Below are 25,351 nucleotides of genomic sequence, written 5' to 3'. Positions count from 1 at the left end.
ATGCCGACGGTGCTTGCCCCCTGATGATCCGCGGTCCAGGCGGTTGCTTCCCCACCCCAGCTGTCTCCCCTCATTTTGGATTGGATTGACCGTGATGTTCTTCACGTCCCGCGTGTGCCCGACCCTCGTTGCCGCGGCAATGATTCTTTGCTCCGCTGTGTCCCCTTTCCCACACGTCGCCCGGGCGGATCTGGGGGTGACGCCGCCCGATCAATTCAGCGTCCCGGCCGGGTTTGAGGTTCAATTGGTGTACGAAGTCCCCTTCGACACCCAAGGATCGTGGGTCAGTTTGACTGTCGACCCCAAGGGACGACTGGTCGCGTCGGACCAGGAAGGCAGCCTGTATCGAATCGACGTCTCGGCGGACCAGCCGAGCGTCGAGAAACTGGAGGTCGAAATCGGATCGGCGCAGGGGCTGTTGTTCGCCTTTGACGCCTTGTACGTCAACGTCAACGGACGCCCGCAAAACAAGAACGGTGTCTATCGGTTGACCGACACCGATGACGACGACCAGTTCGATCAAATCGATTTCGTCTTGCCGCTCCCGGGTGGTGGTGAGCACGGTCCGCACGCGTTGATCCTGTCCCAGGACGGGAAACGGATCATCACCTGTGGCGGCAACATGACCAAGTTGCCCACGACGATCGCGCGCAGCCGTGTCCCCCAAGTCTGGGACGAAGACCACTTGCTGGGACGCATGCCCGACGCGCGCGGTCATGCGGCTGACCGCATGGCGCCCGGCGGCTGGATCGGGTCGTTCCTGCCCGACGGCAGCGACTTTGAATTGATCGCAACCGGGTTCCGCAATGAATATGACATCGCGCTCAACGACCAAGGCGAACTGTTCACCTATGACGCGGACATGGAATGGGACGTCGGCACGCCCTGGTACCGTCCCACGCGGATCAATCACGTGATCAGTGGCGGCGAGTTCGGGTGGCGAAACGGAACGGGCAAGTGGCCGGAATACTACCCCGATTCCTTCGGTGCGGCCGTCGACATCGGCCCCGGTTCTCCGACCGGGATCTGTTTCGGATATGGAACGAAGTACCCGCCCAAGTATCGCGACGCGCTGTTCATCGCCGATTGGAGTTATGGCAACATTCACGCGGTTCATTTGACTCCCGACGGCAGCTCCTACACCGGCAGCTATGAAACCTTTGCCACCGCCGCACCGTTGCCGGTGACCGACATGGTCGTCCGGCCCCAAGACGGCGCGTTGTACTTTGCCGTCGGCGGCCGCAAGACCCAAAGCGGTTTGTACCGGATCGTGTACCGTGGCGATGCAGACGCATCCGATCGGACCGATTCCCGCGACGAGAAAACACAGCGTCTGGTCGCGCTGCGAAAACAACTCGAATCCCTGCACGTCGGTAATGCCGACAAGAAAGCCGTGGGATTGGCGATTCGAAACCTCGCCCATCAAGACCGCGCGATTCGATTCGCCGCCCGCGTCGCATTGGAACATCAACCGACCATGCGTTGGAAACGACGAATCGCCAAGATCGGGCAACCGCAAGCCCGCGCCCTTGCCGTCATCGCCCTGGCACGAACCGGCACCCCCGACGACCAGACGCTCGCCTTTGACGCCCTGGCCGAGATCGACTGGGAGGATCTATCGGTGGAGGGTCGGATCGCGCTGCTGCGTGCCTATTCCCTTGTAGCGATCCGCCTGGGTGAATTCGACGAAACACAGGCCGATACCGTTCGCGGGCAGATCCAAGGCGTCTTTCCGACCGGAAACGATCACGTCGACCGAGAACTGGCGCAGATGCTGGTGTACCTTCGATCGCCGGGATCGACCGGGAAGATCGTTCAGGAAATGCGGCGTGCCCCCAGCCAAGAGAATCAAATCTTCTATGCGTTGACGCTTCGCGAAGCGGACCAGGGCTGGAACGAAGCTCTGTACCGAGACTACTTCGGTTGGTTCAACGACGTTCAATCGGCGCGTGGCGGCATGTCCTTTGGCGGTTTCATTGCCAACATCAAATCGGCCGCGTTGGCCAATGTGCCGGCAGCGGTGCAAGAGAAACTGGCCGAGGTTTTGAAACCCCAGCCGGTCCAAAGCGTCCAGTCGGAGCAACGCCCGCTGGTCAAAAAATGGACCGTCGACGAATTGTTGCCCGCCGTCACCGCGTCGGACCGAACCCCCGATTTCGAAACCGGCAAATCGGTGTTCGCATCGGCCCAGTGTTACAAGTGTCACCGCATGGGCATCCAAGGCGGCATCCTGGGACCGGACCTGAGCGGAGCCGGCGGTCGGTTCTCTCCCAAAGACCTGTTGACCGCGATCATCCATCCGGACCAAGCGATCAGTGACCAGTACGGCGCGACACAGTTCTTGACCGACGACGGCAAGGTGATCGTGGGCCGCGTGGTCAACATGTCCGGAAACAAGCTCCGCGTGATGACCAACATGCTGGACCCATCGTCACTGGCCGAAGTGAATCGCGACGAAGTGGAACAAACCCAGCCGAGCAAAGCCAGCATGATGCCGGCCGGGTTGCTCGATTCGTTTCACGCGTCCGAGATCGCCGACCTGATCGCATACCTGCGCGCCGGCGGAAAGGCCGAGCATCCGATCTATCGCAAGACGGTCGCTGCCGCCGCTGAGTGATCGGTCGCCGAAGAATCGCGACCCCACTCGGCCCAAAACGCCGCGTGAGGTCGTGCGGTTTGGTGCCACGCGTTGACGCGCGTCATCCTCATCGGCTCGACTGGGCGTTGTGGCAGGGCGGAGAGGGAGGAAGATTTTGGAGATAGGAAAATTGGCGAGATCGAAAGGAGGGTGCATTTCATCATTTTCTCACCTTCCAAATCTTCTTACCCGATTCCCGCCGCCCGATCCCAAATCAAGTTTCGGCGCAGCACTAGACCAGGATTGCGGCGATCACCAGGATCACGATGAACAGTCCCGCGACGACTTTGCCGAGCGTCCCGAACGTGCGGCCCCAAAACGTCGAATGCCCGACCGACCAGTTCTCTTTCCACGTCCTTCCGTTGGTCCACTCGCCGTACATCGCTCCGGCGGCCGCGCCGATTCCGCCGAACAGGATCGCCGCGATGACCGATCCGATCACGGGCACAGGAACGCCGACGATCGCGCCGGTGATCGCACCGGCCATCGATCCGATAATCGAATACAGCGTGGATTTCCGACTCGCCCCGGCGCGTTTGGCACCGGCCGCACCGGCGAGAAACTCGAACAATTCACCGGCTAACGCCAACACGAATCCTGCCAGCACCCCGCCATAGCCGATCGCCAGCCGGCCCGATGCCGGACCCAGCCAGGCATACAGCGCCAGCAGCAGCACACAGAACCAGTTGCCGGGCAGGGCGATCAGGTTAGTCGCCCAAGCGACCAGGCAGCCGATCACCAACAGGATCGCCAGCACGACAACGCCGCTGGTTTCCAGCCACGGCGCCCATCGGCCGGCATGTTCGGCAAGCAACAAAACAGCAGGTAACATGAAACCTGATGACCAGGGAAGTGAGGGCAGGATAATGCTTCTCGTGGGGGGCGAGGTTTCTGCCCGCGGTCCGCGTCAGCAGCTGCAGATTTCGTCTCGTACGACCGACGCGGTACATTGGTTGCGTCTAACCCCTCGTCCGATCGGCACAGTTTACACCTCTGGGAGAGCCATGTTGACCGCGAACCAAGGCGAGCAAAACGTGAACGTCACGGATTCGTCCAATGACGACAAGACTGCGATCAACCTGGTCATCGCCGCGGACGGATCGATTTCATCCAGCAGAATCGTTTGAATGCCACCCCAATGGCACGCCGCTTGCACCTCCTGCCTGCGACGTTTCGACAGAATTCGCGTCGACTTAGAATCCGAGGTAGGGCCGGTGGAGCGTTCGACGAATCAACAACCTGACGATTGGGTCCGCCTGGACGTGAGCGTTCCGATCTGGGGCCGTTTCTTCACCGTCGCCCCACTGATCGTGATCGGAACACGCGAGCCGGACGGCCGCTACGATCTGGCGCCGAAGCACATGGCGACCCCGCTGGGCTGGGAGAACTACTTCGGGTTCGTCTGCACGCCCGAACACGCGACCTATCAAAACATTCGCCGCGACAAAGTGTTTACGGTCAGCTTTCCGGCCGCCGACGCAGTGGTCCTGGCCAGCCTGGCCGCCTCGCCCCGCTGCGGCGACGATTCCAAACCCGCCCTGACCGCGCTGCCGCGGTTCAAGGCGACCACCATCGATGGCGAATTCCTGGCCCAGTCGACCTTGTTTTTCGAATGTGAACTCGACCGCATCGTCGACGGCTTCGGCGCCAACAGCCTGATCGCCGGTCGCATCGTCGCGGCGATGGTTTCTCCCGCGGCACTACGGTCGATGGATGTCGATGATCAGGAAGTGATCGCCAACTCCCCGCTGCTGGCCTACCTGGCCCCGACACGTTACGCGACGGTCCACCGCAGCCAGTCGTTCCCGTTCCCTGCCGGATTTCAAAAGACCAGGGATCCCGAATCGTGAACAAGGCAACCGCAGGAAAGATCTTCCGTTGGCTGGCCACCCAGCAGGATGCCATGGTCGCCCTGATCCGCGAGGCGGCGCTGATCGAATCGCCGTCGGCCGACCCGAGCACCCAAGGCCCGGTCTTTGATCTGTTCGCGAGCGAATTACAGGCGATCGGATTTCGCTGTCGCCGCTACCGCGGCACAACCTCCGGCGGTCAACTGTTGGCCCTGCCGGCGGTGACGGGGGCTGATCGCCACCGGCAGCTGTTGCTGGGGCATTGCGACACCGTTTGGCCGGTCGGGACGCTCAAGCGGATGCCGGTCCAGTCGCGCGACGGTCGACTGCACGGACCCGGCGTTTACGACATGAAAGCCGGGCTCGTTCAAGCCTTGTTCGCGATGCGTGCCCTGAAAGATCTGGGGATGTCTCCGACAGTCACCCCCGTCTTGTTCATCAATTCGGACGAAGAAATCGGCAGCAGCGAATCGGCGTGGCGAATCGAGCAATTGGCCCGCTGTGTCGATCGGGCGCTGGTGATGGAGCCGTCACTCGGCACCGAGGGACGACTGAAAACGGCTCGCAAGGGCGTCGGACGATTTGTGATCACGATTTCCGGACGGGCAGCCCACGCCGGTCTGGACCCGGACAAGGGAATCAGCGCGATCCTAGAGCTTTCCCACGTCGTTCAAGCCCTGCATGCGCTCAACGATCCCGAAGCCGGGACCACGGTCAATGTGGGGACGATCGATGGCGGCGTGCGGCCGAACGTGGTCGCCGCGGAAAGCCGCGCGGAAGTCGACGTGCGGGTTCGGACCGAAGCGATCGCACGGCAGGTCGAACAGGCCATCTACGCGATCAAGCCGACAGTGCCTGGGACACAGATCCAGGTCAGTGGAACGATCGGCCGACCGCCGCTGGAACCGACGCCACGTAATCAAGCCTTGTGGCATCGCGCCCAAGCGGCCGCCGATGCACTGGGGATTGAAATCGACGAAGGCGCCGCCGGCGGCGGATCCGACGGCAACTACACCAGCCTGCACACCGCAACGCTGGACGGCCTGGGCGCGGTCGGTGACGGTGCCCACGCGCTGATCGAACACGTCATCGAAGACAAATTGCCCGAACGCGCCGCGCTGTTGGCATGTTTGTTGTTAGAGAAACCGATCGCAGATCGCGACCCGCAGCGGAAGGATCAAGCATACGATCGGTCGCCGTTGATCTGCTCGACCGACGGTGGCACGCAACCCGAAGAAACCTGAACGAACTACTCCGCGACATTTCCCCGCGACGAGGTGCGACCGATGTGCGAAACCAAGTTGACGTTCGGATCGCTGACTCGAATCTCGGATCTCGCTGAACAACCGTTCGATGTGGAATTGCTCTCGCGCGACGTCTGGGCGACCGGCGATTACGTCGTCGGTGAAGTCACGCAAACCTCGCCCAGCCGCAGGATCGAACTGGGGACGGGCCGGATGATCGAAGTTTCCCTGGGTGACTGGATCGTCGGCGCGTTCGGCTTTCGCGCCGCAACGCTCGAATCGGTCGGCAGTTGGCAGGAAATCCCCTACGACGGGGCGATGCATGCGATGACCGCGGCCGGATTGATCGGACGCGTGACGTCCCGCTCCAGCTTTGTCGGTGAACCGATCCACCTGGTCTATCGCGGCCATGTCAAACGGAACGGCGAAAAAGTGACCATGCAAGACTTTGTCGCCCCCGTCCCGACGGCAAAGCTGCAGTGCCCGACCGTGCTGTTGATCGGGACCTCGATGTCCTCCGGAAAAACGACGTCGGCCAAAGTCATCATTCGGCGTCTCAAACGTATGGGCTTGCGCGTCGCGGCCGCCAAGTTTACCGGTGCCGGACGCTACCGCGATATCCTGTCGATGTCCGATGCCGGTGCCGATGCCGTGTTCGATTTCGTCGACACCGGACTTCCATCAACGATTTGCGAAGCCGACGTCTATCAACAGGCCTTCGACGCCCTGGTCGGCCGGATCGCACAAGTCCGCCCCGAAGTTCTGGTCGCCGAAGCGGGCGCGTCGCCGATCGAACCCTACAATGGACAAGTCGCCGTTTCGGGGCTCAGCCATGGCCGGCGGTTCACCGTCTTGTGTGCCTCGGACCCTTACTCCGTGATCGGCGTCACCAAAGGGTTCGGTTTTTCACCCGACCTGGTCACCGGAGTCTGCACGAGCACTTCGGCGGGCGTCCAAGTCGTCCGCGGGCTTGTCCAGGCCGCGACTTTAAATCTGACCAACCCGGAGACCCTGGAAGAATTGGACCGACTGCTCAAGGAAAAACTGGAGCTATAGATGGCAAGCCATGATTTTACCGCGGCCGACATCACGTGCACCGCTTGCCGGTCACCGATCAAGGCGTATTGGTGGGCATCGTCGCGACCTTCGATCTGGCACGGCTGATCGCCGACGGCCGACTCTGAATCGTGCAAGCGCCGATCACCCGATGCATTGGATGCTAATGCGACAGTCCATGCAGGATGCGTTCGACCGACTTCTCCAGATCGTCGCGAAAGTCCGGCGTCCACCAGAGATGGAACTTCAACTGCGTTTCTTCCATCATTCGCTGTTCTTTCTTGGCGAGTGTTTTCAATCGCTTGATGCGACGCGGCTTGATCTCGCTGTTGGCCAGTCGCTTCATCCGGCCGCGGGCGATCGCGTGATCGTTCAGTTCCCCCAACACGTCTTGGACTTTGCAAACGACCGGATAGATCTCCGATCGCACTTCCGCCGGCAAGACGTCACCGAGCAGTTCGATGGTGTAGCGGAGGCGTTTGGATTGGATCCGAAAGCGGTGCAATCGATCGACCCGTTCAAGATCACTTCTCGACTTTCGGAAGAATCGCTCCGATTGATCGGCGAGCTGCGTTCTGGCGAATTCGTCCAAATCGATGTCCCGCTTGCAATCGATCGAATCGAGCAACTTCTTCGCACGTCGGGGCAAGCGATCTTTTTTCATCAAGTCGTGATCCAGCTGCATGATCGCTTTGCGAGCCTCGCGACGTAGCGGTTTCAGACGGCGTGCCAACCGCTTGTAGCTTCGCGGCTGGGTTTCGCGATAACGCATCAACAGCACGTCCAGATCGCGTGCGACACCGGCGACCCGGCGGATCCGTTTCATCTGAACTGCCATCCGATCAGCCCGCTTGCGCGGGATCACGTCCTGGTACAACTCCAACGCCGCAATCACCCGGCGCGTGCCGACACGCAGTTGATGCACGTGTTCGATCGATGCATCGTCGCGTCCCCCGGCCCCGGGCAGATGGTGCAGCACCACGGCCAGACGCGACGCGAGCGTGATTCGAGCGGCAGTGGCGACACAGCCCCGGGCGTTTTCCAAGCAGACCCACTTCCCCAGATCGGCGGAACCCAGATTGGTCGCAGACTCCCCGGCTGTCGTGTTCTCGCCCTTGGAAGCCATCGAGACGTCGAATCCTGCCAACAAAAAATTGCGTTTGGTATCAGACCTTCGGCATCCATTCTAATTCATCGTGCGACACGATTGGCAGGTGGATCCGTGTTGGTGTGCAGGCGTTAGCTGCCGACGGTCGCCGCGTAGCAGGGAAAGAAGGGGCAAACAGGAAAAAAACGGTCAGGACCCGAATGGCACGGGCTTCGTGAGCCGATGTCGCTAGCAGCGGTCATTGATGCGCCTTTAACATGGCGGTAAGGACCGAGGCTAGCGGCTACGGCTCAGCGTATTGGCTTAAGCCCGTGCCATTCGCTCCTGACCCTTTTTCGCTCAGTCTGTCTCTTGGCAAAAGAAAAACACTCTCGTCGGTCCCCCACCTGTCCGCGCAGCGGGACGTCCGCGGCATCCGGTCAGCCGCGAGCGGCTGAGGGGGGAACAATTGAGACAAGGGTTCGACACTGTCTTTAGCTCGCTTTCGCGGTCGGCGCGTCGCCTTCGTGGGCGGCTTCCAGCATCACGTTGCTGAGCGTGACGTAGGTGATCGTCCAAGCCTGTTTGACGTCGTCGGTGAACGCTTCGGCCAGGCCTTGCTGGAGTGTCCAGAGCAGGGCTTGGCCGACCGTTTGGTAACTTTCATCCGGCACGCCGTACTTCACGTGGCGGCGGCCCAGGTCTTTCACCGCCGGCAGGATGTCGTCCAGTTTGGTCAGGGACGTGACGGCCAGATTCAACGTCGCCATCAGCTTCTTGCCCTGCTCCTTCATGTCGCCCTTGAACAGCGGTTTCAACGAAGGGTCCAGTTCAAACAGACGACCATAAAACAACTCAGCGGCTTGTTCGGAAATCGGTTTGACCTTTTCCCAAGACGACTGGACCAAATCAATTTGTTCGGGAGTCATGATTCATTCACTCAAGATGGTGGAAAGAGAAACAGGAGAGTTGGAATTGAAAGTGTGAGCGACCTTTAAAGCGGGATTCGCACCAGCACGCCGCCCATCACGTCGTCTTTGGCAAATTCCGGGTAGTCATCGCCGCGATTGGGGTGGTCGTTGTGGCACGACCAGCACGCCTCGGCAACGGCACGGTCGGGGTAGACGGCGACGAAGTACTTTTGGTCGCCGAGTTCTTCTTCCCCGTAAAAGTTTTCACCGGGGTTTTCGCTCAGGAAATCCAACGCCTTCTGCTCCAATTCGGTCTTGGCCTGGTGCTGTTCATTGAGCGGCCATTTGCTTCGCAAGGAATACGTGAAACCGGCTTCGGGGTTTTCATCGACCAATTCGGCGCCCATGCGGAACATTTGGGCCGGCAACGGAATCGAGTTCTCGGTGTCTTCCCAGTATTCGAACGCTTTGACCGGCGCGTCTTGCTTGTTCAAATTGGTGACGACGTGGGTGGCGTACACGGTCCGATCGGCCATCATCACCGCATGCACGCCGTCGGCGAATTGTTGGGGCGTGATGCCACCGGACGGCGTCGAACTCGCTTCACTCTCGCTGCACCCCGGGAGCGTTGCCAGGGGCAACAGCAGGCACACGGTCGCGGCCGCAGCGGCAAGTCGTTGTTGAAGACTTCGTTTCATCAGATCAATCTCTTGGTACAAGTGGCAAAGAAAAGAAAACATCGATCGTTCAGTGGTTCGGATCAGCGGTTGTTCCGCCGCGCGGCCCGTTTGGCCTCTTGCTGCTGGAACCATTCATGCGCCATCTGCACACTTTTGATTCGCTCTGTCGGGGCCTCGGCGAAGCAGGACGCAACCGACTGCGGGTCGGCCAACGCGCTCAGCGAGTACTCCAGTCCGTGGCAATGTGTGCAGACCTGGCGCGCCATCGTTTCGTTCGGACGCAAATTCGCGTTTTGGTCGTGATTGACCCAAATCCCGGAATCACCGTCCAGTCGCGGCAGGTGACACGTCGCACAGGAAACGCCGCTGCCGGCCGGACCATTGCCGGCCAATTCCTCGCGCCATAGTGCCGCGTGCGAACTGTCGCCGTAGGCCAATGAATGGTCGTCGGCGTGACACCGCAGACAGGCATCGGTGGCGGCAAATGGTGTGTCAAAGCGATGCCCGCTGTGGCAGGCGCTGCAGTCGAGTTCCGCGTGGGCTTGACCGGCGTGCATCGGCAGACGCGCTTGTTCGGGCGTCATCGGGGACAACCCGGCGGCCAATCGCATGCCGTGTTTGCCGGTCATGAAGCTTTCGACCTGCCGCTGATGGCACTGCCGGCAACGTTCCATCGCGACTTGCTCGGACCACGCCCCATCGTCGCTGGTGGAATCACCGTCGCCGCGGTGACAGTGCGAGCAGTTGACGCCGGCCATGGCGTGCGCCGTTGTCGCCCAATCGTTGAGCAAACTGTCGTCGGTCGTCCACGACGGTGGGTGATCGGCATCTGCAACTGCCAGCGGCTCTTGGACGCGAATGGCACCCGAAAGCGTTTCCGCGGTCGAACGCCGTGGCAACGCGGCAAGTTCTAAATGGTCGCTTTGGCCGTGGTGATCGTCGAGATATTTTTCGTACAGCGCGCGGTTGTCGTGGTAGTTGTGACATCCAGCGGTCGCACAACTGTCATAGGCCATGCCGCGGTGGCTGGGCCGCGAATCGGCGACTTCTTGATGGCAATGCCAACAATAATCCGCCGGCATGGTCAGCCCCATCGCGAGCGTTTGCTCGGGGGCGTGTTCCTGGTGACAGGTCAAACAGTTTTGTGCGTCCAGGATCTTCAGCCGTTCCGCGTTGGTCGGGTCGCGGAACTTCTTTGCCGGATGAGTGTCCTTGGCAAGGTCCAGTTGCTCGCCGTGACAACGAATGCAGGCATCTTGCATGACGTCCGAACTGCTCGGTCCCTCTGACGATCGCCCGGGATCATGACAGGCGTTGCAATCCAATTCGATCTGGTAGTGGCCGTGAGTGGTTTCCCCGGGCAGCCAGACCGTTTTGTGACTCGATGCCGGAGCGACCAATCCGTAGCCGAAGTACGCCGCGATCGACAGATTGATCGCCGCCCACGTCAACCATTTCGGCCCGTGCGGGGATTCGCGAAACGCGTTCCAGATCGGTTTCAGTTGAATCATCATGCTCAATCGCGAAACCAATAAAAACCGAGCACGTGAAGGGCGATCAGAATCGGCAGCGGCCATGTGACCCACAGGTGGATGCGACTGAGCCGCGGCCGCCAGCGACGAATCCACATCCCCAGGTTTCCCGCCGCCCGGCTTTCCAAACTGCTGGCAATCCCCGCCACGGCGCCCAGTGCCGCGGCGGACAAGAAGCAAACGCCCAACAAGAAATTCAGGTTGTGCCCCAGCCGCATGCCCGTGTGAACGGCGACGCCCATCAAGACGGCCATGCCAAGCACCCCGTGTGCGGCGCGCCAAAAGCCGTAGGATCCCCAGCGGAACCAGGCGACGCGTTTGCGCAGTGAAAAGACCAAACCCAGGGCCGTCAAACCGACCAAGGTGAAACCGCTGAGTTGGCGTCCCAGATTGCCCCTGTAGACGGTTTCGATCGTGCGCCAAGATGATTGCACGCTCTCGGTCAGGGGAATCGGTGGCAGGATCAACCAAGCCAGTGTGGCAACGAGCGCCATCACGCTGGCCGCCAGCATGGCCCTTGCGCCGGGAACCACGACCGGTTCGACCGCGCCGCCGGCCAGCTCCGCAACCAAACCGCGACAGCTGCCGCAGGCCGTCGACGCGCCACAGACCTGCGCGATCTGATCGACCTCTCCAGCGCCGTCGTCGATCGCCTGGACGATGGTCGATTTGCTGACCGACAAGCACGAACACACGACCGCGTCGGCCGGCCAGTGGGTGACGGGCATCGCGCCGCCGGGAGACCACGGGGAACCGGTTTGCAAGAATCGTTTGCGTTGCCACGGCCATAACCGGGCCTGTTTAGCGATCGCTTGACGGATCTGTGGCAGCTCATCCCAGGGACCGACACAGGATGCACCGACAATCCTGCCACGCTCGGTCAACAGTTTTCGATAGCCCGATTCATCGTGATGCGTGACCACGTTTCCGCCGGGCGATTCTCCGATCGCCAAACCCAACGTCGCGACCTGGACCCCCATCAATTTCAGTTCGGCCGATTCGTCGGCTCCGTTGAACGTCACCTGTTTTCCGGCCAATCGCTGGGCCAACACGTCGGCCATGCGAAAGCACGGTGCCGCCAGCCCGAAGACGTGGTCGCCAAACGAAGCGCACTCGCCGATCGCGTAGATGTTCGGATCGCTGGTCTGCAATCGCTGGTCGACCTTCACGCCGCGTCGGGGGCCGATTTCAATCCCCGCCGACTCTGCCAACGTGTCGTTGGGGCGGACTCCGGCGGCGATGACCAGCAAATCGACATTCAGATCGCTGGCGTTGGCAAACCGGACTTGGATTTGTTCATCGACGACGCGAATCGATTCGGTGCGGCGCACGAGTTGGATCTCTACGCCAAGATCTTGGATCTTCTGTTTCAACAGTCCCGCCGCGTCGGCATCCAATTGCCGCGGCATCAAACCCGGTGCCATCTCGATCACGCTGACCGAAAGCCCCAGGTCCATCAGAATCTTGGCAGCTTCCAGGCCCAGCAAGCCGCCACCGATCACCCCGCCGCGACGCACGTTTCGCGACGCACAGTGCTCGCGGATCGCTTCCAAGTCGGCGATCGTGCGGTAGACAAACACGCCTTCGCTGTCACAACCCTCGATCGGGGGCACAAAGGCGTGGGACCCGGTCGCCAAGACCAGCTGGTCGTAGCCGTAAACCGAGCCTTCGTTGTCGACGACGCATTGCCGGTCGCGATCGATCCGCTCGATTCGACGGCCTGTTTTGAGTTCGATGCGATGTTGTTGATACCAGTCCCGCGGCGCGAGCAACAAATCCTCCGCCGAACGCCCCGAAAAATAGCTGGACAGATTAACGCGATCGTACGCCGGTTGGGGTTCATCGCCGATGATCGTGACGTCGTACTCATGGATCGCGCCGCTGCGGACCAATCGATCGCAAAGGCCGAATCCTGCCATCCCGCCACCGACGATCAACAAACGCGGGCGTTGTTTCGTCGCGCCATCGGCGTCCGAGACCGTCGGACGGACATGCTGGCGATTGGCAAGCGGGGCGTTTAACGCGGCAACCATATCAGGCGGCAACCAGAACCGTGTGGAGTTGGAACCGGGGGGAATCGTTGGTCGAGATCGCCGCCTACGAATCTCGGTGGCCGATCTGTCATCGCCGGCCGGGTCACCACCGCACGCAACCGCCGCGCCAATCCGCACCCCTGTCAGCACTTGGCGGAAATTCGACGCCCCTCTTTGCCACAGGCCATGGCGAAGGCCAGTAAAATACCCCTTAGCATGTAGAATTGTTCGTGTCGGCGTGCCGGATGGACGTGCCCCCCAGCGCGAATCACGCGCACGGTCGCACCGCCCTGCTCAACGGCGCGGCATCGGCACGTCTATGCGGGGGCGTCTGGCGGGCCGTCGATTCGGCGATGCTGGAATTGAATTCTTTCAAACTGACCTGGAAACGGTCGTGAAGATTTGACTAGACGTGACTCTTGATTGTTAACCCGCTTGATTCTTCGCACGAATCCGTCACGGAGGACTGTCGTGCAAACGATAAAAACTGCCGCCATCGTCGTATTGATGCTCACCGTCCTGTACGGCGGTTATGTCTCCTTGACCACTCCACCGGAGCCGCTGCCCGATGAGATCGAGGACATCTTGGTGATTGAGGACGCGGGCAGTGGAGCCTTTGGGACCGATGCAGCGGTCGCCACCGGGTTGCAATTGGACGAACCGCCGGCGGGCGTTCTTTCGCCGTCTCAAGGATCACCGGCTGCCGACTCGGCCAGTTCGCCGGCCCCATCGCCGACACCGAATCCTGCGTCGACGGCAACGGCTGCAGCGGCGTCGCCAACGTTTTCCAATCCCGGAACGTTTGGAAGTTCGTTCGCGGACTTGCCGCCCAAATTGGAACCCTCCGACGATCGCCAAACCGCGGTCGCCAACACCATCACCAAACTGCCGGCGGTCGAACCGGGCGTTCCCGGCGTGACGCCCGGTCCGGCCGACTCCTACGCCTCCACGCCGGGTGAGTTCCGCATGCCGGACCCTTCCGATGCGGCATCGACGTTTGATCCGTCGCGTGGGTCCGCGTTTAACGCTGGCGGAACCGGATTCACGATGACCGACGAGTCGCCGTCGACGGCGACCGAGGCACTCGGTGATAACCCGAACCCCCGCGAAAACCGTGGGCTGATCAATGCGATTGCGACCGCCGACGCGATGTTCGCCAAAGGCCAATTGAAAGAGGCCCTGGCGACGTTGAGTGTCTTTTACGGGATGCCGGATCTGTCCGAGGACCAACGCCGACAATTGCTCAGCCGGCTCGATCCGCTGGCCCGCGAAGTGATTTATTCGCGCCGCCACCTGCTGGAACCGCCCCGCCGCGTGACCGCCAGCGAAGACCTGGTGCAGATCGCCAAAGAATACGACGTCCCGCCGCAATTGCTGGCCAATATCAACGGCGTGGAAGATCCGGTCATGGTGCTTCCGGGAACGGAATTGAAGATGGTTCGCGGGCCGTTTCGAGCCGAAGTCGACTTGACGGGGCAGCAATTGACGCTGTTTTTGGGCGACCTGTATGCGGGCCGATTCGAAATCGGTGTCGGCAACGATCCGACCCCGACTCCCGGGACCTACACCGTCCAAGAGAAACAAACGTCGCACGTCTACTACGACCGATCGGGCGTTCCGATCCCGGCCGGCAGCCCCGACAACCCCTACGGCAAGATGTGGTTGGATCTGGGGGGACAAATCAGCATCCACGGCAGTCCGAACACCGTCCAGCCCACCCAAAACGGCTGCATCAGTGTCGCCGGGGACTACGCCGACGACGTTTATGGGATTCTTAGCCAGGGTTCCTCTGTCACGATTCGCCGATAACAATGCCATGCTTTGATGATTCATCCTCCTGATGATTTCGGCGAGTTCCGCGACCGAAAATCCGGCGTTGATGAAACATTCCGAAACGTAGGGATTCATGGCATGACATACAGCAAACAAGCATTGATTGATCTGTTGGGCAGCGAAGCGCTCCAACGCGGCGAGTTCACTTTGGCCAGTGGCAAAAAGGCATCTTATTATCTGGATTGCCGGCGGATCACCTTGCACCCCAAGGGTGCCGGTCTGGTCGCCGCAGGAATGCTCGCCGAAATCCAAGCCTCTGGTCCCCTGCCGGCCGCTGTCGGCGGCATGGCGATCGGTGCCGACCCGATCACCGCGGCGATCGTCACGATCGCCGGCCAACAGGATTTGCCACTCAAAGGGTTCATGGTCCGCAAAGAACCCAAGGGTCACGGCATGGGCAAACAGGTCGAAGGGCCGGTCCAGCCCGGGCAGGAAGTGGTGATCGTTGAAGACGTCATCACCAGCGGCGGCAGCGCACTCAAGGCGGTCGAGGCGGCCGAAGCATTCGGTTTAAAGGTCCGCGAAGTCATCGGTATCATCGACCGATTGGCCGGCGGAGAAGCCGCGTTTGCCGCCCGCGGATTGAAACTCAAAACGTTGACCACCATTCGTGACTTCGGGATCGAGCCGGAATAGTGGAAACGTCGCTGCATCAACAACTGAAACTCCACTACGCCTGTGACGCCTCACAAACCGAAGTGGTCGTCGGGCGTTACCGGATTGATGCAGTGCGAAGCGATGAATTGATCGAAGTGCAGTGCGCGTCGCTGTCGGCGATCAAAACCAAGATCCGTGCCCTGCTTGATCGCCACACCGTCCGGGTGGTCAAACCGATCATCCTGAGAACCCGGATCGCGAAGAAAAAAAACGCACGGGGCAAAGTCACCTCGCGGCGGTTGAGCCCCAAACGTGGCGACACGTTGGATCTGTTCGAAGATTTGATCTACTTCACACGCGTCTTTCCGCACCAGAACCTGATCTTGGAACTGGCCCTGATTCATGTGGAACAAACGCGTGTCCCCAGTCGCCGTCACCGACGTCGCTGGCGCAAAGATTACCGCGTGACGGATGTCTCACTGGAGCGGATCGAATCGACGATCGAGCTTCGCAGCGCCGAAGACCTGTTTGAAATGGTCGGGCTCGATCGCGATTGCGACTCGTTTACGACCGAAGACATCGCGCGGGTGACGGGACGACCACGCTGGTTCGCCCAAAAAATCGCCTACGTGCTCAAACACACCCAGGCGATCGAGCCGATCGGACGCAACCGATCCGGCATCCTCTACCGCGCCGCGTAGTGGACCTCCGGCATGCGATGCGTGCCCACCGATTTGCTGCTGATTTTCATCCGCGGGTACGCTTTGCCATCCGTGGTTTCAATCGTCCCAAGATTCCCTTGATCGCCAGACCCACGGGGAACACGCCCCCAGCGAGGGCGTTCCCTCCTAGACCGCGAAAACCACTGCGAAAACCACTGCGAAAACCACCGCGGTGAAATCTCCAACGGTCAGAATTCGCATCCCTGGGAAGAAAAGCGTATGAAATAGGGGTAATCGGCGTGGAAAAGTGGGCTCCTTCCACCCTGTAAGCAACGTTTTTGCTTCCACGGTACCGTCGAGCCCCACCGCGATGTCTGTTTTTATTGCACTCACGATCGTCTGGATCATTGTCACGCTGGTCGGGCATCTCTCCTGGCTGGCCCTGGCGGCACTGTATCGGGCGATCGCCGGGACGGACGGTCCGCCGGAAATCGTTGACCGAAACGACGATGCCCGGGCGGCCGAGCGGGTGATCAGCCGGCTGGCCGAGCAACGGCTGATCAGCCCCGCCGAAGCACGGCGGCTGAGCAGCAAGATCGAAGAACTGGACGAAGTGGCGTGGCGTATTCCGGCAAAACGCGATACAGCCGGGGCCGGTCTCGCCGCGACGCCTGCTGCTGGATCGAATTCCGCCGAGGATCAGGCGCCCGATCAGGCGCCCGATCAGGCGCCCGATCAGACGCCCGATCAGGCGCCGCAAGATCAGCCGCACGCCGATGCGACCGGGCGCCGGCAAACGCTGGATGAATTTTTGGCGCCACGGCCCAGCGTCGTCGCTGCGACAGCCGTCACCGGCCCGTCCGAGACTTCCGATCAACGGGCTGCCACCAGCCAGCCTGCTACCAGCCCGGTTGTTACTGCGCCGGTTGTCACCTCGCCACGCGCCTCGCTGGGGCAATCGCTCGCCGAGTTCTTGGCCGCACACAACATCCGTTGGGGGGAATTGATCGCGGGGGTGCTGATCGTCGTCTGTTCGATCGGTTTGGTGATGAGTCTGTGGACGACGATCACGCAAATGCACCGCGTGATTCCCTCGTTGATCTTTTTGACCGGCAACACCGCGATCTTCGGCGCCGGGTTGTACACGCTATTTCGTTGGCGGTTGCAGGACACCAGCCGGGCGACGTTGGTGATCGCGACGCTGCTGGTTCCGCTGGGAATCCTGACCGGATTGTCGACCGGCGGTATCGACAACGCGTCGGTGTTGTTGAACGATCCGATCACGATCGTGTCGATCCTGGGGGCCGGCGCGATCTATCTGACCTTGATCTGGCACTCCAGTCGCGCGTTGGTCGGGTCGTCGGCCGCGCTGCCGATGACAATCGGCGTTGCCGGTCCGGCTGCGGTGCTGCCGTTGGTTCCCGCGGCGGTCCGCACTTGGGAGGTGTCTGCCGGGGTCATCGTGTATGCCGGGTCATTGGCCGTTGCCGCCGCGGTCATGATCTTGATTCCACGTCACGCCGAGGGGCAAAGCAGATCAAGCCTGAAGGGGAACGCGTCGTGGCGTCGAGCGCTGGTGATCGGCGTCTCGACGTTTAGCTTGGCGGTACTCACCGGCTATGTCGCGTTCATGTTGCGTGCGTTCGATGCCGGCTGGTTGCGGATCGCCGTGTCGACGCTTCCCGGCATCGTGCTGTTGGCGGCCGCGGCGGGATCGCTGGTCGCTGACCGCCGACGCCCGAAACTGGCGCTCGCGGGGACGGTGATGGCGTCGCTGGGGTTGCTCGCCGGCGGCTCGTTGTTGATCCCGATGATGACGTCAGCCGGCTGGCTTTGGACATGGGCGATGACGTTTTCTGTTTCCGCAGGCCTTGCGGCACTGGTGTTGCGGGATCATCGCTGGACGGTGCTGTCGACCGTCCCGGTTTCGATCGCGTTCCTGTTGACTTCGCCGTCATGGGCCAGCGATCTGGCTTGGAACCAACTGCCGCTCTGGAAGCGATTGATCGGCGGCGAACCCATGCTGGCTTCGATGGGCATCGGCTTGATCACGCTGGGGATCGTCTGGGTGATGCGATCGGCCGATCACCGCAAAGCGATGTTGTACACGTCCGGGGCTTGGTTGGCTTACGCGACGGTCAACGCCGGCTTGTTGACGGTCGCCCCGGCCAGTTGGATGGGGGCGGTTCCCGATTGGATCCTGCCGGTGTTGTTGGGAACGGCCGTGGTCGCAATCGTCATGGCGGCACAGCGATTGCCCATGGAAACCAATGCCAACCTGGTTGCCGCCGTGGGCAGCGCGGTCAGCTTCGCGTTTTGGTTGTCGCTATGGAAACCGCTGGTGATCGGGCAACCGTTTCCGGGATGGTTGCCGGCCATGTGGACGTTGCTGGCGACCGCGGGCACGGGGATCGTGGCGGCGGAGTTCTTGCGGCGGCAAAAGGCGACCGCGACGGCGTTTCGGGCAATCGCGTCCGGAGCCTTGCTCGGTGCCGCGGCAACATCGATCGTCTTGGTGATCGATGCGACCGGAGTGGCGGCCATCGATCGCTCCAACACTGAAAAGGCGATCGCGGTGTTGTTCGTCAGCGTGCTCGCTTGGCTGTGGATCGGACTGACCGATCGCAATCCGCCGCATCTGATGTTCGCCCGGGTGTTTCTGGTCGTGATGGCTGTCATGGTGGGCCATTGTTACTTCCATGATTCGCTGATGACCGTGGCGGCGTGGCGCAGTGGTGAGGCGTTGTGGGCCTGGTCAGCGCTCGGTTGGTCGGTGGTCGCCGCGATCGCCAGTCGGGATGCGGGGCTCGGCTGGATCAGAAACCGTCGTGGCGTCGGTCCGGTCGCGTCATTGGTTGATCGCCTGAAGGGGTACGATCCGGCCAAGGAGTCGTGGGACGTCCTGTCTCGGGGCCTGTTGATTCAAACGTCGACGGTGTTGCCGGCCTTGGCAGCGGTGATCGGGTTCGGATCGTTGGTGGTCGGCGTCGGCAGCGATGCCACGGCGAGTCTCTACAATCTGCTTTCCCTGTCGATCGCGGTGCTGTTGGCCGGCGGGCTGGTGTTGCATTGGCCCAGACGCGGCGAAGAAGCGTTCTTCGGTCAGCGATGGATCTTTCCGTGCCTTCACCTTGCCAGTGTGTTTGTCTGGGGCGGATGGCAGGCCGGGATTCGCATGTTGGTCGACCCGGCGGAACAACTCGTCCTGGCGACGTCGTTGGCAGCAGCGGGTTGTTTTGCGATCGATTTGATGCGTCGTGGGGCGAAATCGGATGAAGGCGTCATCTTGTGGGGTGGATCAACCGGCGCCGGCGTCTTGACCGCGACCGGGTTGGCACTGATCGGGATCTCGTCGGTCGCACTGCTCAGCAGCGGATTTTTCCCGATGGTGCAGCAACGGCTACGTCCAGACGTGTTCACTGCGGTGTCGGTCGCCCTTTGGTGGACGGCCGGCGCGATCATGTCCGCGTGGCTCGGGCATCGTTATCGTTCGACGGTCCTGGCCGTTGTTTCGGCGTTACTGGTCCCGGCCGTGGTCATCCTGTTGATGCCGTTGTGGTTGCCGACCCAGTGGTGGGTTTGGATTCAAACCGCAGCGATCGCCAGTGGAGTGTATGCGGTTGCGCTGCGTTTGTTGCCGATTCGTCGAGGTCAGGAGTCTGGTCAAACCATTTTGCCCAGTGCCATCGATGTGTCACTGATTGGATGTCTCGGCATCGCCGTGATGACGTGCATGGGATTGATCGCGGGCATCGTTTTGCGCGAGCCATCGTGGATGCAATTGCATCATCCGGCTGGGCTGACGTTGTCGGCAATGGCCGCGCTGTTGATTGTGTTCTGGGATCGCGTCGCCGGAGCGGGGTTGCGATCCGGACCGGCGATTGGGTGGCCGATCACGCTTAGTTTGACTTCCGGTCACACCGCGATTGTGCTGTCGCAATTTGTCGCGTCGTCGCTGTCGCCGCAGCAGTGGTTGCCGATGGTTTGGACGGTGGTCGCGGCGGTTTCGATCGTCGAAAGTTGTCGCGTCGCGTTGGAGCAGACGCAAGCCGCTCGTTTCGCCCGCTGGCACGCGGGCGTGCTGATCATCGCGGCGTCGCTGTGGTGCGTGTTTGATGGTTCCGGCAACAGCGAATACACGATCGGACTGGTTGCGAGCATCGTCGGCGGAATCTTGGTGACGACACGGGCGGTTCTGGCGTCTTGGGAGAATCATCGCGGATTGCCGGTTTCCAGACGATCCACGGTGGTCACGCGGGGATTGAGTTGGTATGCGGTCGCGATCGGGTTGGTGTTTGTCTTTCAATTGGTGGAAACGAATTCGCGATCGGAATTCCTGCTTTGGACGATGTTGATGACCTGGGTGGGATCCTGGGTGATCGTTTGGCGGCTGGCCTGCCCCGATCGAGCGGTGGAAGCATCGATCGGTCAACGCTGCCGCGGGATGCTGGGCGAGAGCGAGTTGGCAGTCATGATCTTGGCGGCATTGTCGCTGGAAACCCTGGGCGTGATGGCTTCGCCGCCGGACTTCGCGCCGCTGGCGGTCATCGAAGACCCGTTGCTGTGGCTTCGGTTGGGCATCGGTCTGGTTGTCGCGCTGTCGGTCTGCGTTCGACACGGTCGTCGCTTGGTCTGCGAGGTGGCGGTAGCAACGGTGCTGGTGTCGGTGACGTTGTTGGGGATCCGGATCGCCGTGGGACAATTCGCACGACCGCAAACGTTGATCACGGTGATTTGTCTGGTCGCACCGATGTCGTTGGCCGCGATGGTGTTTTCCGCCGCGGGGATTTGCCGCGTGATGAATTCGGCGGCTGCCTCATGGAAGGGGCTGGTTCCGGCGGAACAGTCCGCGGTTGTTCTTTCAGTCCGACAGTTTGCCGATGTGTTGACACGTGTCACCGCCGCAGTGGTGGTCTTGGTATTCGGACTAGTAGTTTGGTTGTTGATCGACAGCAACTCCGACCGCATCGTGCCGGTGGCGATCTGCGGCGTCGCGTTGTTGGCCGCCGCGTTGGCCGAATTGGCCGAGCGGACGGGGCGGGGCATCATCCGTCACCTGGCCGTGTGGGTCGGCCTGACCTCGGTCGCGCTGTGGGCCAGCGTGAACGTGGACCAGACCGCATTTCCGATGGTTTCTCTGTCGACGCGATGGTTCGTCGGTTGGGTGTTCATCGCGGCCGGACTGTCGTTCGGTGTGCCGAAGTTGCTCGGGGCGAAGGTTTTGCAGCGCTGGCGGGACGCGATTCGCAGCGGGTTCGTGTTGGCAATCTCAATCGCCATCGGATCGCTGGTTGCGACGTTGGTCCAAGAAGGCTTCGTCCGTGTCGCCGGGCAAACCGATCAATTGGTCAAGTCGCTGTTTTTGGGAATGGCGGCGACACTGGCACTGTTGAGCGTGCTGTCGACTGTGGCGGGGATTTTCAGCGGACCGGGTTACTCCTACCGCGATGCCTGGAAACTGTCCGACCGGCACCGCGCCGCCCTGATCGTCGCGGCGCAGGTGTTTGGCGGATTGACGTGGTTCCATCTGTTTCTGTGCAAAAGCCCGCTGGCCAGTCTGGGGCTGCGAGCCTATTGGCCCTACGTGGTGATGACACTCTCGTTCGCCAGCGTGGGGGTCACCGAGTGGGCTCGGCGCCGTGGCGACGAGGTGCTGGAAAAGACGCTCAAGCAAACCGCATTGTTCTTGCCATTGGTTCCCGTGATCGGGTTCTGGCTCAGCGGCGCGTGGGTGACCTCCCTGTTCGGACAGTCCGACGTCAGCGGATGGACCTACATCCAAGGGCGCGTGTCGTACCAGGCGTTGCTGGTCGCCGCGGCACTGTACTATGGCGTCGTTTCGTTCCTCTGGAAAAGCGGTCGGGCGCGGTTGGTTTCGATCATCATCGGGAACGCAGCGTTGTGGGTGATCTTGGTTCAAACGCCGAACTGGGACTTCCTGTCCCATCCACAGGCCTGGTTGATACCGCCGGCGGTGTGTGTGTTGGTCGCGACGCATTTTCAACGGGAATCCTTGGGGACGCAAACCGCAGCGGCCATCCGTTATGCCGCGACGCTGACGATCTATGTGACCAGCACCGCGGACATGTTGATCCAAGGCGTCGGTTCGACGATCCTGGGACCGATCGTGCTGGTCGCACTGGCATTGGTCGGCGCCGGGGCCGGGGTGGCATTGCGTGTCAAACCATTCTTGTACTTGGGCACGACCTTCGTGTTGATCGGTGTGACCAGCATGGTCTGGCATGCCCAACAACAGATCGACGCGGTGTGGCCGTGGTGGGTGTTCGGCATCAGCACCGGCGTGTTGCTGATGATCGGATTGATGGCGATCGAAAAGAACAAACCCAAACTGCACCGGATCGCAACGGCGATGCAGCAGTGGGATGCGTGATCTCAGTAGAGATCAGCCAATTTTCCTACCTCCAAAATCTTCCTGCCTCTTGCCCCCGCCATGACGTCCTGTCGCGTCCGCGAGAATGATCGTGAAATGCCCCCAGGCGGTCGATCTCTTGAGCCTTAGAATCAAAATTCCCTTGAGGATGAGGTCGTGCGGTTCTTAACCTCTGATATAACAGGCGTTTACGACTTCACCCTCCCTCTGGGAGGGTCGCGGAGGAGTGAGCGACGACGCGGGGAGGGTTGGTCCACGATTTGGCGCGACCGGCGGACGAATGCTTGTCCGGCGATTCACCGTTCGACCTCCCCTCGCTACGCTCGACCCTCCTGCCAGGAGGGTTAATTTGAAAAACCGCACGACCTCGGATCGTGCCGTTGCCGCCACTACTGGACCAACGATCCCGATTCGGCTGCGAGTAGTGCTTCGTATTGGGCGATCCTTTCGGCGTCCCCGAGCCGCCGCAGGTTTTCGGCCAACAGCACGTTGTCGGCGACTCTCAGGAATCGATCGAATTTGACGTTTCGTTTCGTCGGATCCGGCTTGGGGCGGTCGGCCAACTCGCGATACCGTTTGTAATCGCGGTGGTTTTCAATCGCAGCGATAAACTCTTCACTTCGTGACGTCATCAACTCGACCGAAACGGGATTGGCAACATTTGCCAGTGGTGGCCATTTGCGTTTCAGATCGCCGGCGATTTTACGCCGCAGCGATTCTGACGACGGCCCTTGGTTTCGTCGGCGGGACCGTCCGCGTCGGCGTCCGTCTCGCAGTGCGTTCCAAGCGTCGACCAGGCGGTCGTTTCCCTTCAAATTCAGCTGTTCGGAAAGGCCTTCGAGAATCACCCGTTGGGTTGTGGTGGCCAGCCCCAAGACGACGTCGTACGGTTCTTCGTTTGAAAGTAGCTTTGCATCCCCGTCACCGAACTTGCTGTACTGGCTGAGGAATTCCCCGGATGTTTTGATGGGCAGGTCGATCGTGTCGGCGGTCAAGATCGTGTAGGCGTGCGCTTCATCAAACGAAACGACGCCGTCATCGTTGTAGTCGGGCAACGGGATCGGATCACCGGTCCGCGACCGGCCGGACAATGCGGCCCAGAAATAGGTGCTGTATTCGACGTAGCTCGATTCGTCCACTTCTGGCGTGCAACCCGCTGCCGGTCGATCGTGAACGGTTGCAAAGAATGCACAACGTTGCTGCGGCGATAGTCCCTGATCGGGATCACCGCCATTATAGATCAATTTGGCAAATCCGCCGGAGTGGCACTGGACCATGATCGCCACCACCTTCACTCCGACCGGCAGCCCATCGAGCAAGTCCACAAACTCGCGCATCTTGATCGACGAATTGTTCCACGTTGCGATCGTCGTGTTGTAGGGATCTTCCGAATCCGCACTCTTGTTGCCGTGTGCCGTGACGAACAGCAACAGCCGATCCCCCGATGCCATCGTAGTGCCGACTTCTGCGAACCAGTTGCGAATGTTGTCCGGTCGCGTGCTGCCGCGCACATTGGGGACGCGATGATTTCGATAGGACAACCCGAGGGAATCTTGAGTGCCGAAGAACTCGGCCATCAAGCGATTGGCTTTGGGGACCGACTGCGGATCCATCACCTGCAGGTCGGAACCCTCAGAGGTGCCGTCTGCGAAATAGACGTCATTGTGGGTCTTGTCCAGTTTCTGTTCGTCGAGCACCCGCTGGAAAAACAAGACGTTGTTCTCCAATGACGCCTGATTGCCCGCCGGTGCGTATCCGCCACCGATCGTCAGAAAGTAATCCGACGCCAATCCCATTCGCTCCGTCACGAACATCAATCCGATCATGCCGCAGAACAATCGAATCGATCGCGTCAATGTTCGTCGCATTATCTGGCTGCTTTGCTTCGGTATGGGAGTTGGACCAGCCCGTAGCAAAGGTTGCAGGGGCCGATCAATTGTAACCCGTGTCGATCACGAGCGACGAATCTCAAACATCAACGAATACCGACGTCGGCATCGTGTCCGAGCGGAACGATCTGGATCGCGTTGAACATCGAATAGCTGCTGCCGTCGCGATGGCTGATGAATTTCACGTCGTTGCCCTGCCAGACGTCGAAGTCGAATGTAACGTATTGAACGCCTTCGCTCATCGGCTGCTTTCGGTAACCACCGGTGCCGTCATTGGCGGTCGCCTTTTGTCCCAGACTTTCCGCACCGACCAGCAGTTCAATTCTGGCGTTTTGATCCGGGGCGTCGCCGTGCGCGTACACGTAGGCCCGATACCGTCCGGGTTCTAAATCCAACAGCGTGACGTCCAGGTCCTTGCAGCGGCAATTGTCGTAGATGTAGCCGTGAAAAATCCCCGATTGACCGGCGATTCCCCATGCTCCGTCGTGCCGAGCGATTCGCAATCTCGCTTTGCTGGGACGTCGATCGCTGAATCGCATGAAGTCCTTGGCCGTCGTGCCGACACTGACAAAGTTCCAGATGTCGCCCGGTGCGCCGACAACGCCGTCGTAGTGCCCCATGCCGGGGTCATGGGCAAAGCCGATGTTCAACATCCGCGTATGCCGAGTCGGCTCGGCCGGTGGCCACTGTAGAGCGTGTTGGCTGAGAACTTCTTGCCGGCCCTGCGCCGTCGCGGCGACGCTACAGGCCAGTGACATGAAGATCGCGACACCGAACTGCAGGCTTCTGTTTCGAACGTTTGGAGAATCCATGGTCACACCATTTAACAATGAGGAAAGGCAGGGAATCAACGCTCCGAGGTCGTAATTCGCACGGCGGGCATTGTGATGCATCATCAGCCCCGTTATCGGGATCAAACACCGACAACCAACCCGACGCTGTGACGCC

Annotated in this window: 17 protein-coding genes; 9 read left to right on the top strand and 8 right to left on the bottom strand. The window is 60.8% G+C overall.

Annotation, left to right across the window (positions count from 1 at the left end):
- Positions 1-157 precede the first annotated feature (157 nt).
- Positions 158-2,617, top strand: a complete 2,460-nt coding sequence (locus tag H1B37_RS12230) for a c-type cytochrome (RefSeq protein WP_353620825.1) — start codon at positions 158-160, stop codon at positions 2,615-2,617.
- 253 nt (positions 2,618-2,870) lie between these two features.
- On the opposite strand, the gene H1B37_RS12225 is transcribed toward H1B37_RS12230, so the two are convergent.
- Positions 2,871-3,470, bottom strand: coding sequence for a DUF456 family protein (locus H1B37_RS12225; RefSeq protein ID WP_182866941.1), 600 nt, complete (start codon positions 3,468-3,470; stop codon positions 2,871-2,873).
- A gap of 172 nt (positions 3,471-3,642) precedes the next feature.
- On the opposite strand from H1B37_RS12225, the gene H1B37_RS33785 reads away from it, so the two are divergent.
- From H1B37_RS33785 to H1B37_RS12210, 4 genes are all read left to right on the top strand, one after another.
- The gene (locus H1B37_RS33785; protein WP_286177670.1) at positions 3,643-3,765 is read left to right on the top strand and encodes a hypothetical protein; all 123 of its coding nucleotides are present in this window, start codon (positions 3,643-3,645) and stop codon (positions 3,763-3,765) included.
- Positions 3,766-3,900: 135 nt separating this feature from the next.
- Positions 3,901-4,488: a flavin reductase gene (locus H1B37_RS12220; RefSeq protein WP_220498174.1), complete on the top strand. Its 588-nt coding sequence runs from the start codon at positions 3,901-3,903 to the stop codon at positions 4,486-4,488.
- Positions 4,485-5,732, top strand: a complete 1,248-nt coding sequence (locus H1B37_RS12215; RefSeq protein ID WP_220498173.1) for a M20 family metallopeptidase — start codon at positions 4,485-4,487, stop codon at positions 5,730-5,732. Before H1B37_RS12220 ends, H1B37_RS12215 begins: the two co-directional genes overlap by 4 nt.
- 42 nt (positions 5,733-5,774) lie before the next feature.
- Positions 5,775-6,788, top strand: coding sequence for a hypothetical protein (locus H1B37_RS12210; protein ID WP_182866939.1), 1,014 nt, complete (start codon positions 5,775-5,777; stop codon positions 6,786-6,788).
- Between the two features lie 163 nt (positions 6,789-6,951).
- Here H1B37_RS12210 and H1B37_RS12200 read toward each other — a convergent pair whose 3' ends face one another.
- The 5 genes from H1B37_RS12200 to H1B37_RS12180 form a co-directional block, all read right to left on the bottom strand.
- The gene (locus tag H1B37_RS12200) at positions 6,952-7,914 is read right to left on the bottom strand and encodes a CHAD domain-containing protein (protein ID WP_182866937.1); all 963 of its coding nucleotides are present in this window, start codon (positions 7,912-7,914) and stop codon (positions 6,952-6,954) included.
- A 455-nt stretch (positions 7,915-8,369) separates the two neighbouring features.
- Positions 8,370-8,804 carry a globin family protein gene (locus H1B37_RS12195; RefSeq protein WP_182866936.1) on the bottom strand — a complete coding sequence of 145 codons (435 nt, stop codon included), beginning with the start codon at positions 8,802-8,804 and terminating at the stop codon, positions 8,370-8,372.
- Between the two features lie 65 nt (positions 8,805-8,869).
- A complete protein-coding gene (locus H1B37_RS12190) occupies positions 8,870-9,484 on the bottom strand; it encodes a Tll0287-like domain-containing protein (RefSeq protein WP_182866935.1) in 615 nt (204 codons plus the stop codon).
- Between the two features lie 62 nt (positions 9,485-9,546).
- Positions 9,547-10,980 (bottom strand): cytochrome c3 family protein, encoded by a 1,434-nt coding sequence (locus H1B37_RS12185; RefSeq protein ID WP_286177669.1) that lies wholly within the window; start codon positions 10,978-10,980, stop codon positions 9,547-9,549.
- 2 nt (positions 10,981-10,982) lie between these two features.
- On the bottom strand, positions 10,983-13,031 hold the full coding sequence (locus tag H1B37_RS12180; protein WP_182866934.1) for an FAD-dependent oxidoreductase: 2,049 nt from the start codon (positions 13,029-13,031) through the stop codon (positions 10,983-10,985).
- Positions 13,032-13,502: 471 nt separating this feature from the next.
- Between H1B37_RS12180 and H1B37_RS12175 the strand changes: the two genes are divergently transcribed.
- From H1B37_RS12175 to H1B37_RS12160, 4 genes are all read left to right on the top strand, one after another.
- On the top strand, positions 13,503-14,840 hold the full coding sequence (locus tag H1B37_RS12175) for a L,D-transpeptidase (RefSeq protein ID WP_353620824.1): 1,338 nt from the start codon (positions 13,503-13,505) through the stop codon (positions 14,838-14,840).
- Positions 14,841-14,942: 102 nt separating this feature from the next.
- Positions 14,943-15,500 (top strand): orotate phosphoribosyltransferase, encoded by a 558-nt coding sequence (gene pyrE, locus H1B37_RS12170; protein WP_147867175.1) that lies wholly within the window; start codon positions 14,943-14,945, stop codon positions 15,498-15,500.
- Positions 15,500-16,162 (top strand): DUF8091 domain-containing protein, encoded by a 663-nt coding sequence (locus tag H1B37_RS12165; protein ID WP_182866933.1) that lies wholly within the window; start codon positions 15,500-15,502, stop codon positions 16,160-16,162. Before pyrE ends, H1B37_RS12165 begins: the two co-directional genes overlap by 1 nt.
- A gap of 331 nt (positions 16,163-16,493) precedes the next feature.
- Complete coding sequence (locus H1B37_RS12160) at positions 16,494-22,514, top strand: hypothetical protein (protein ID WP_182866932.1); 6,021 nt, start codon at positions 16,494-16,496, stop codon at positions 22,512-22,514.
- Positions 22,515-22,903: 389 nt separating this feature from the next.
- On the opposite strand, the gene H1B37_RS12155 is transcribed toward H1B37_RS12160, so the two are convergent.
- Together H1B37_RS12155 and H1B37_RS12150 are read right to left on the bottom strand one after the other, a co-directional pair.
- Positions 22,904-24,382, bottom strand: coding sequence for a hypothetical protein (locus H1B37_RS12155; protein ID WP_353620823.1), 1,479 nt, complete (start codon positions 24,380-24,382; stop codon positions 22,904-22,906).
- A 107-nt stretch (positions 24,383-24,489) separates the two neighbouring features.
- On the bottom strand, positions 24,490-25,215 hold the full coding sequence (locus tag H1B37_RS12150; protein WP_220498172.1) for a hypothetical protein: 726 nt from the start codon (positions 25,213-25,215) through the stop codon (positions 24,490-24,492).
- Positions 25,216-25,351 lie beyond the last annotated feature (136 nt).

It is taken from the genome of Stieleria mannarensis (assembly GCF_014154935.1).
GTDB classification, from domain to species: Bacteria; Planctomycetota; Planctomycetia; order Pirellulales; family Pirellulaceae; genus Stieleria; species Stieleria mannarensis.
This window is presented reverse-complemented; position numbering and strand designations above follow the sequence as displayed.

Excerpts from the sequence above, each read along its gene's own strand:
- H1B37_RS12200 (WP_182866937.1), bottom strand. The coding sequence starts at position 7,914 with ATGGCTTCCAAGGGCGAGAACACGACAGCCGGGGAGTCTGCGACCAAT.
- H1B37_RS33785 (WP_286177670.1), top strand. The coding sequence starts at position 3,643 with ATGTTGACCGCGAACCAAGGCGAGCAAAACGTGAACGTCACGGATTCG.
- H1B37_RS12225 (WP_182866941.1), bottom strand. The coding sequence starts at position 3,470 with ATGTTACCTGCTGTTTTGTTGCTTGCCGAACATGCCGGCCGATGGGCG.
- H1B37_RS12195 (WP_182866936.1), bottom strand. The coding sequence starts at position 8,804 with ATGACTCCCGAACAAATTGATTTGGTCCAGTCGTCTTGGGAAAAGGTC.
- H1B37_RS12180 (WP_182866934.1), bottom strand. The coding sequence starts at position 13,031 with ATGGTTGCCGCGTTAAACGCCCCGCTTGCCAATCGCCAGCATGTCCGT.
- pyrE (WP_147867175.1), top strand. The coding sequence starts at position 14,943 with ATGACATACAGCAAACAAGCATTGATTGATCTGTTGGGCAGCGAAGCG.
- H1B37_RS12210 (WP_182866939.1), top strand. The coding sequence starts at position 5,775 with ATGTGCGAAACCAAGTTGACGTTCGGATCGCTGACTCGAATCTCGGAT.
- H1B37_RS12155 (WP_353620823.1), bottom strand. The coding sequence starts at position 24,382 with ATGCGACGAACATTGACGCGATCGATTCGATTGTTCTGCGGCATGATC.
- H1B37_RS12190 (WP_182866935.1), bottom strand. The coding sequence starts at position 9,484 with ATGAAACGAAGTCTTCAACAACGACTTGCCGCTGCGGCCGCGACCGTG.
- H1B37_RS12185 (WP_286177669.1), bottom strand. The coding sequence starts at position 10,980 with ATGATGATTCAACTGAAACCGATCTGGAACGCGTTTCGCGAATCCCCG.
- H1B37_RS12150 (WP_220498172.1), bottom strand. The coding sequence starts at position 25,215 with ATGGATTCTCCAAACGTTCGAAACAGAAGCCTGCAGTTCGGTGTCGCG.
- H1B37_RS12160 (WP_182866932.1), top strand. The coding sequence starts at position 16,494 with ATGTCTGTTTTTATTGCACTCACGATCGTCTGGATCATTGTCACGCTG.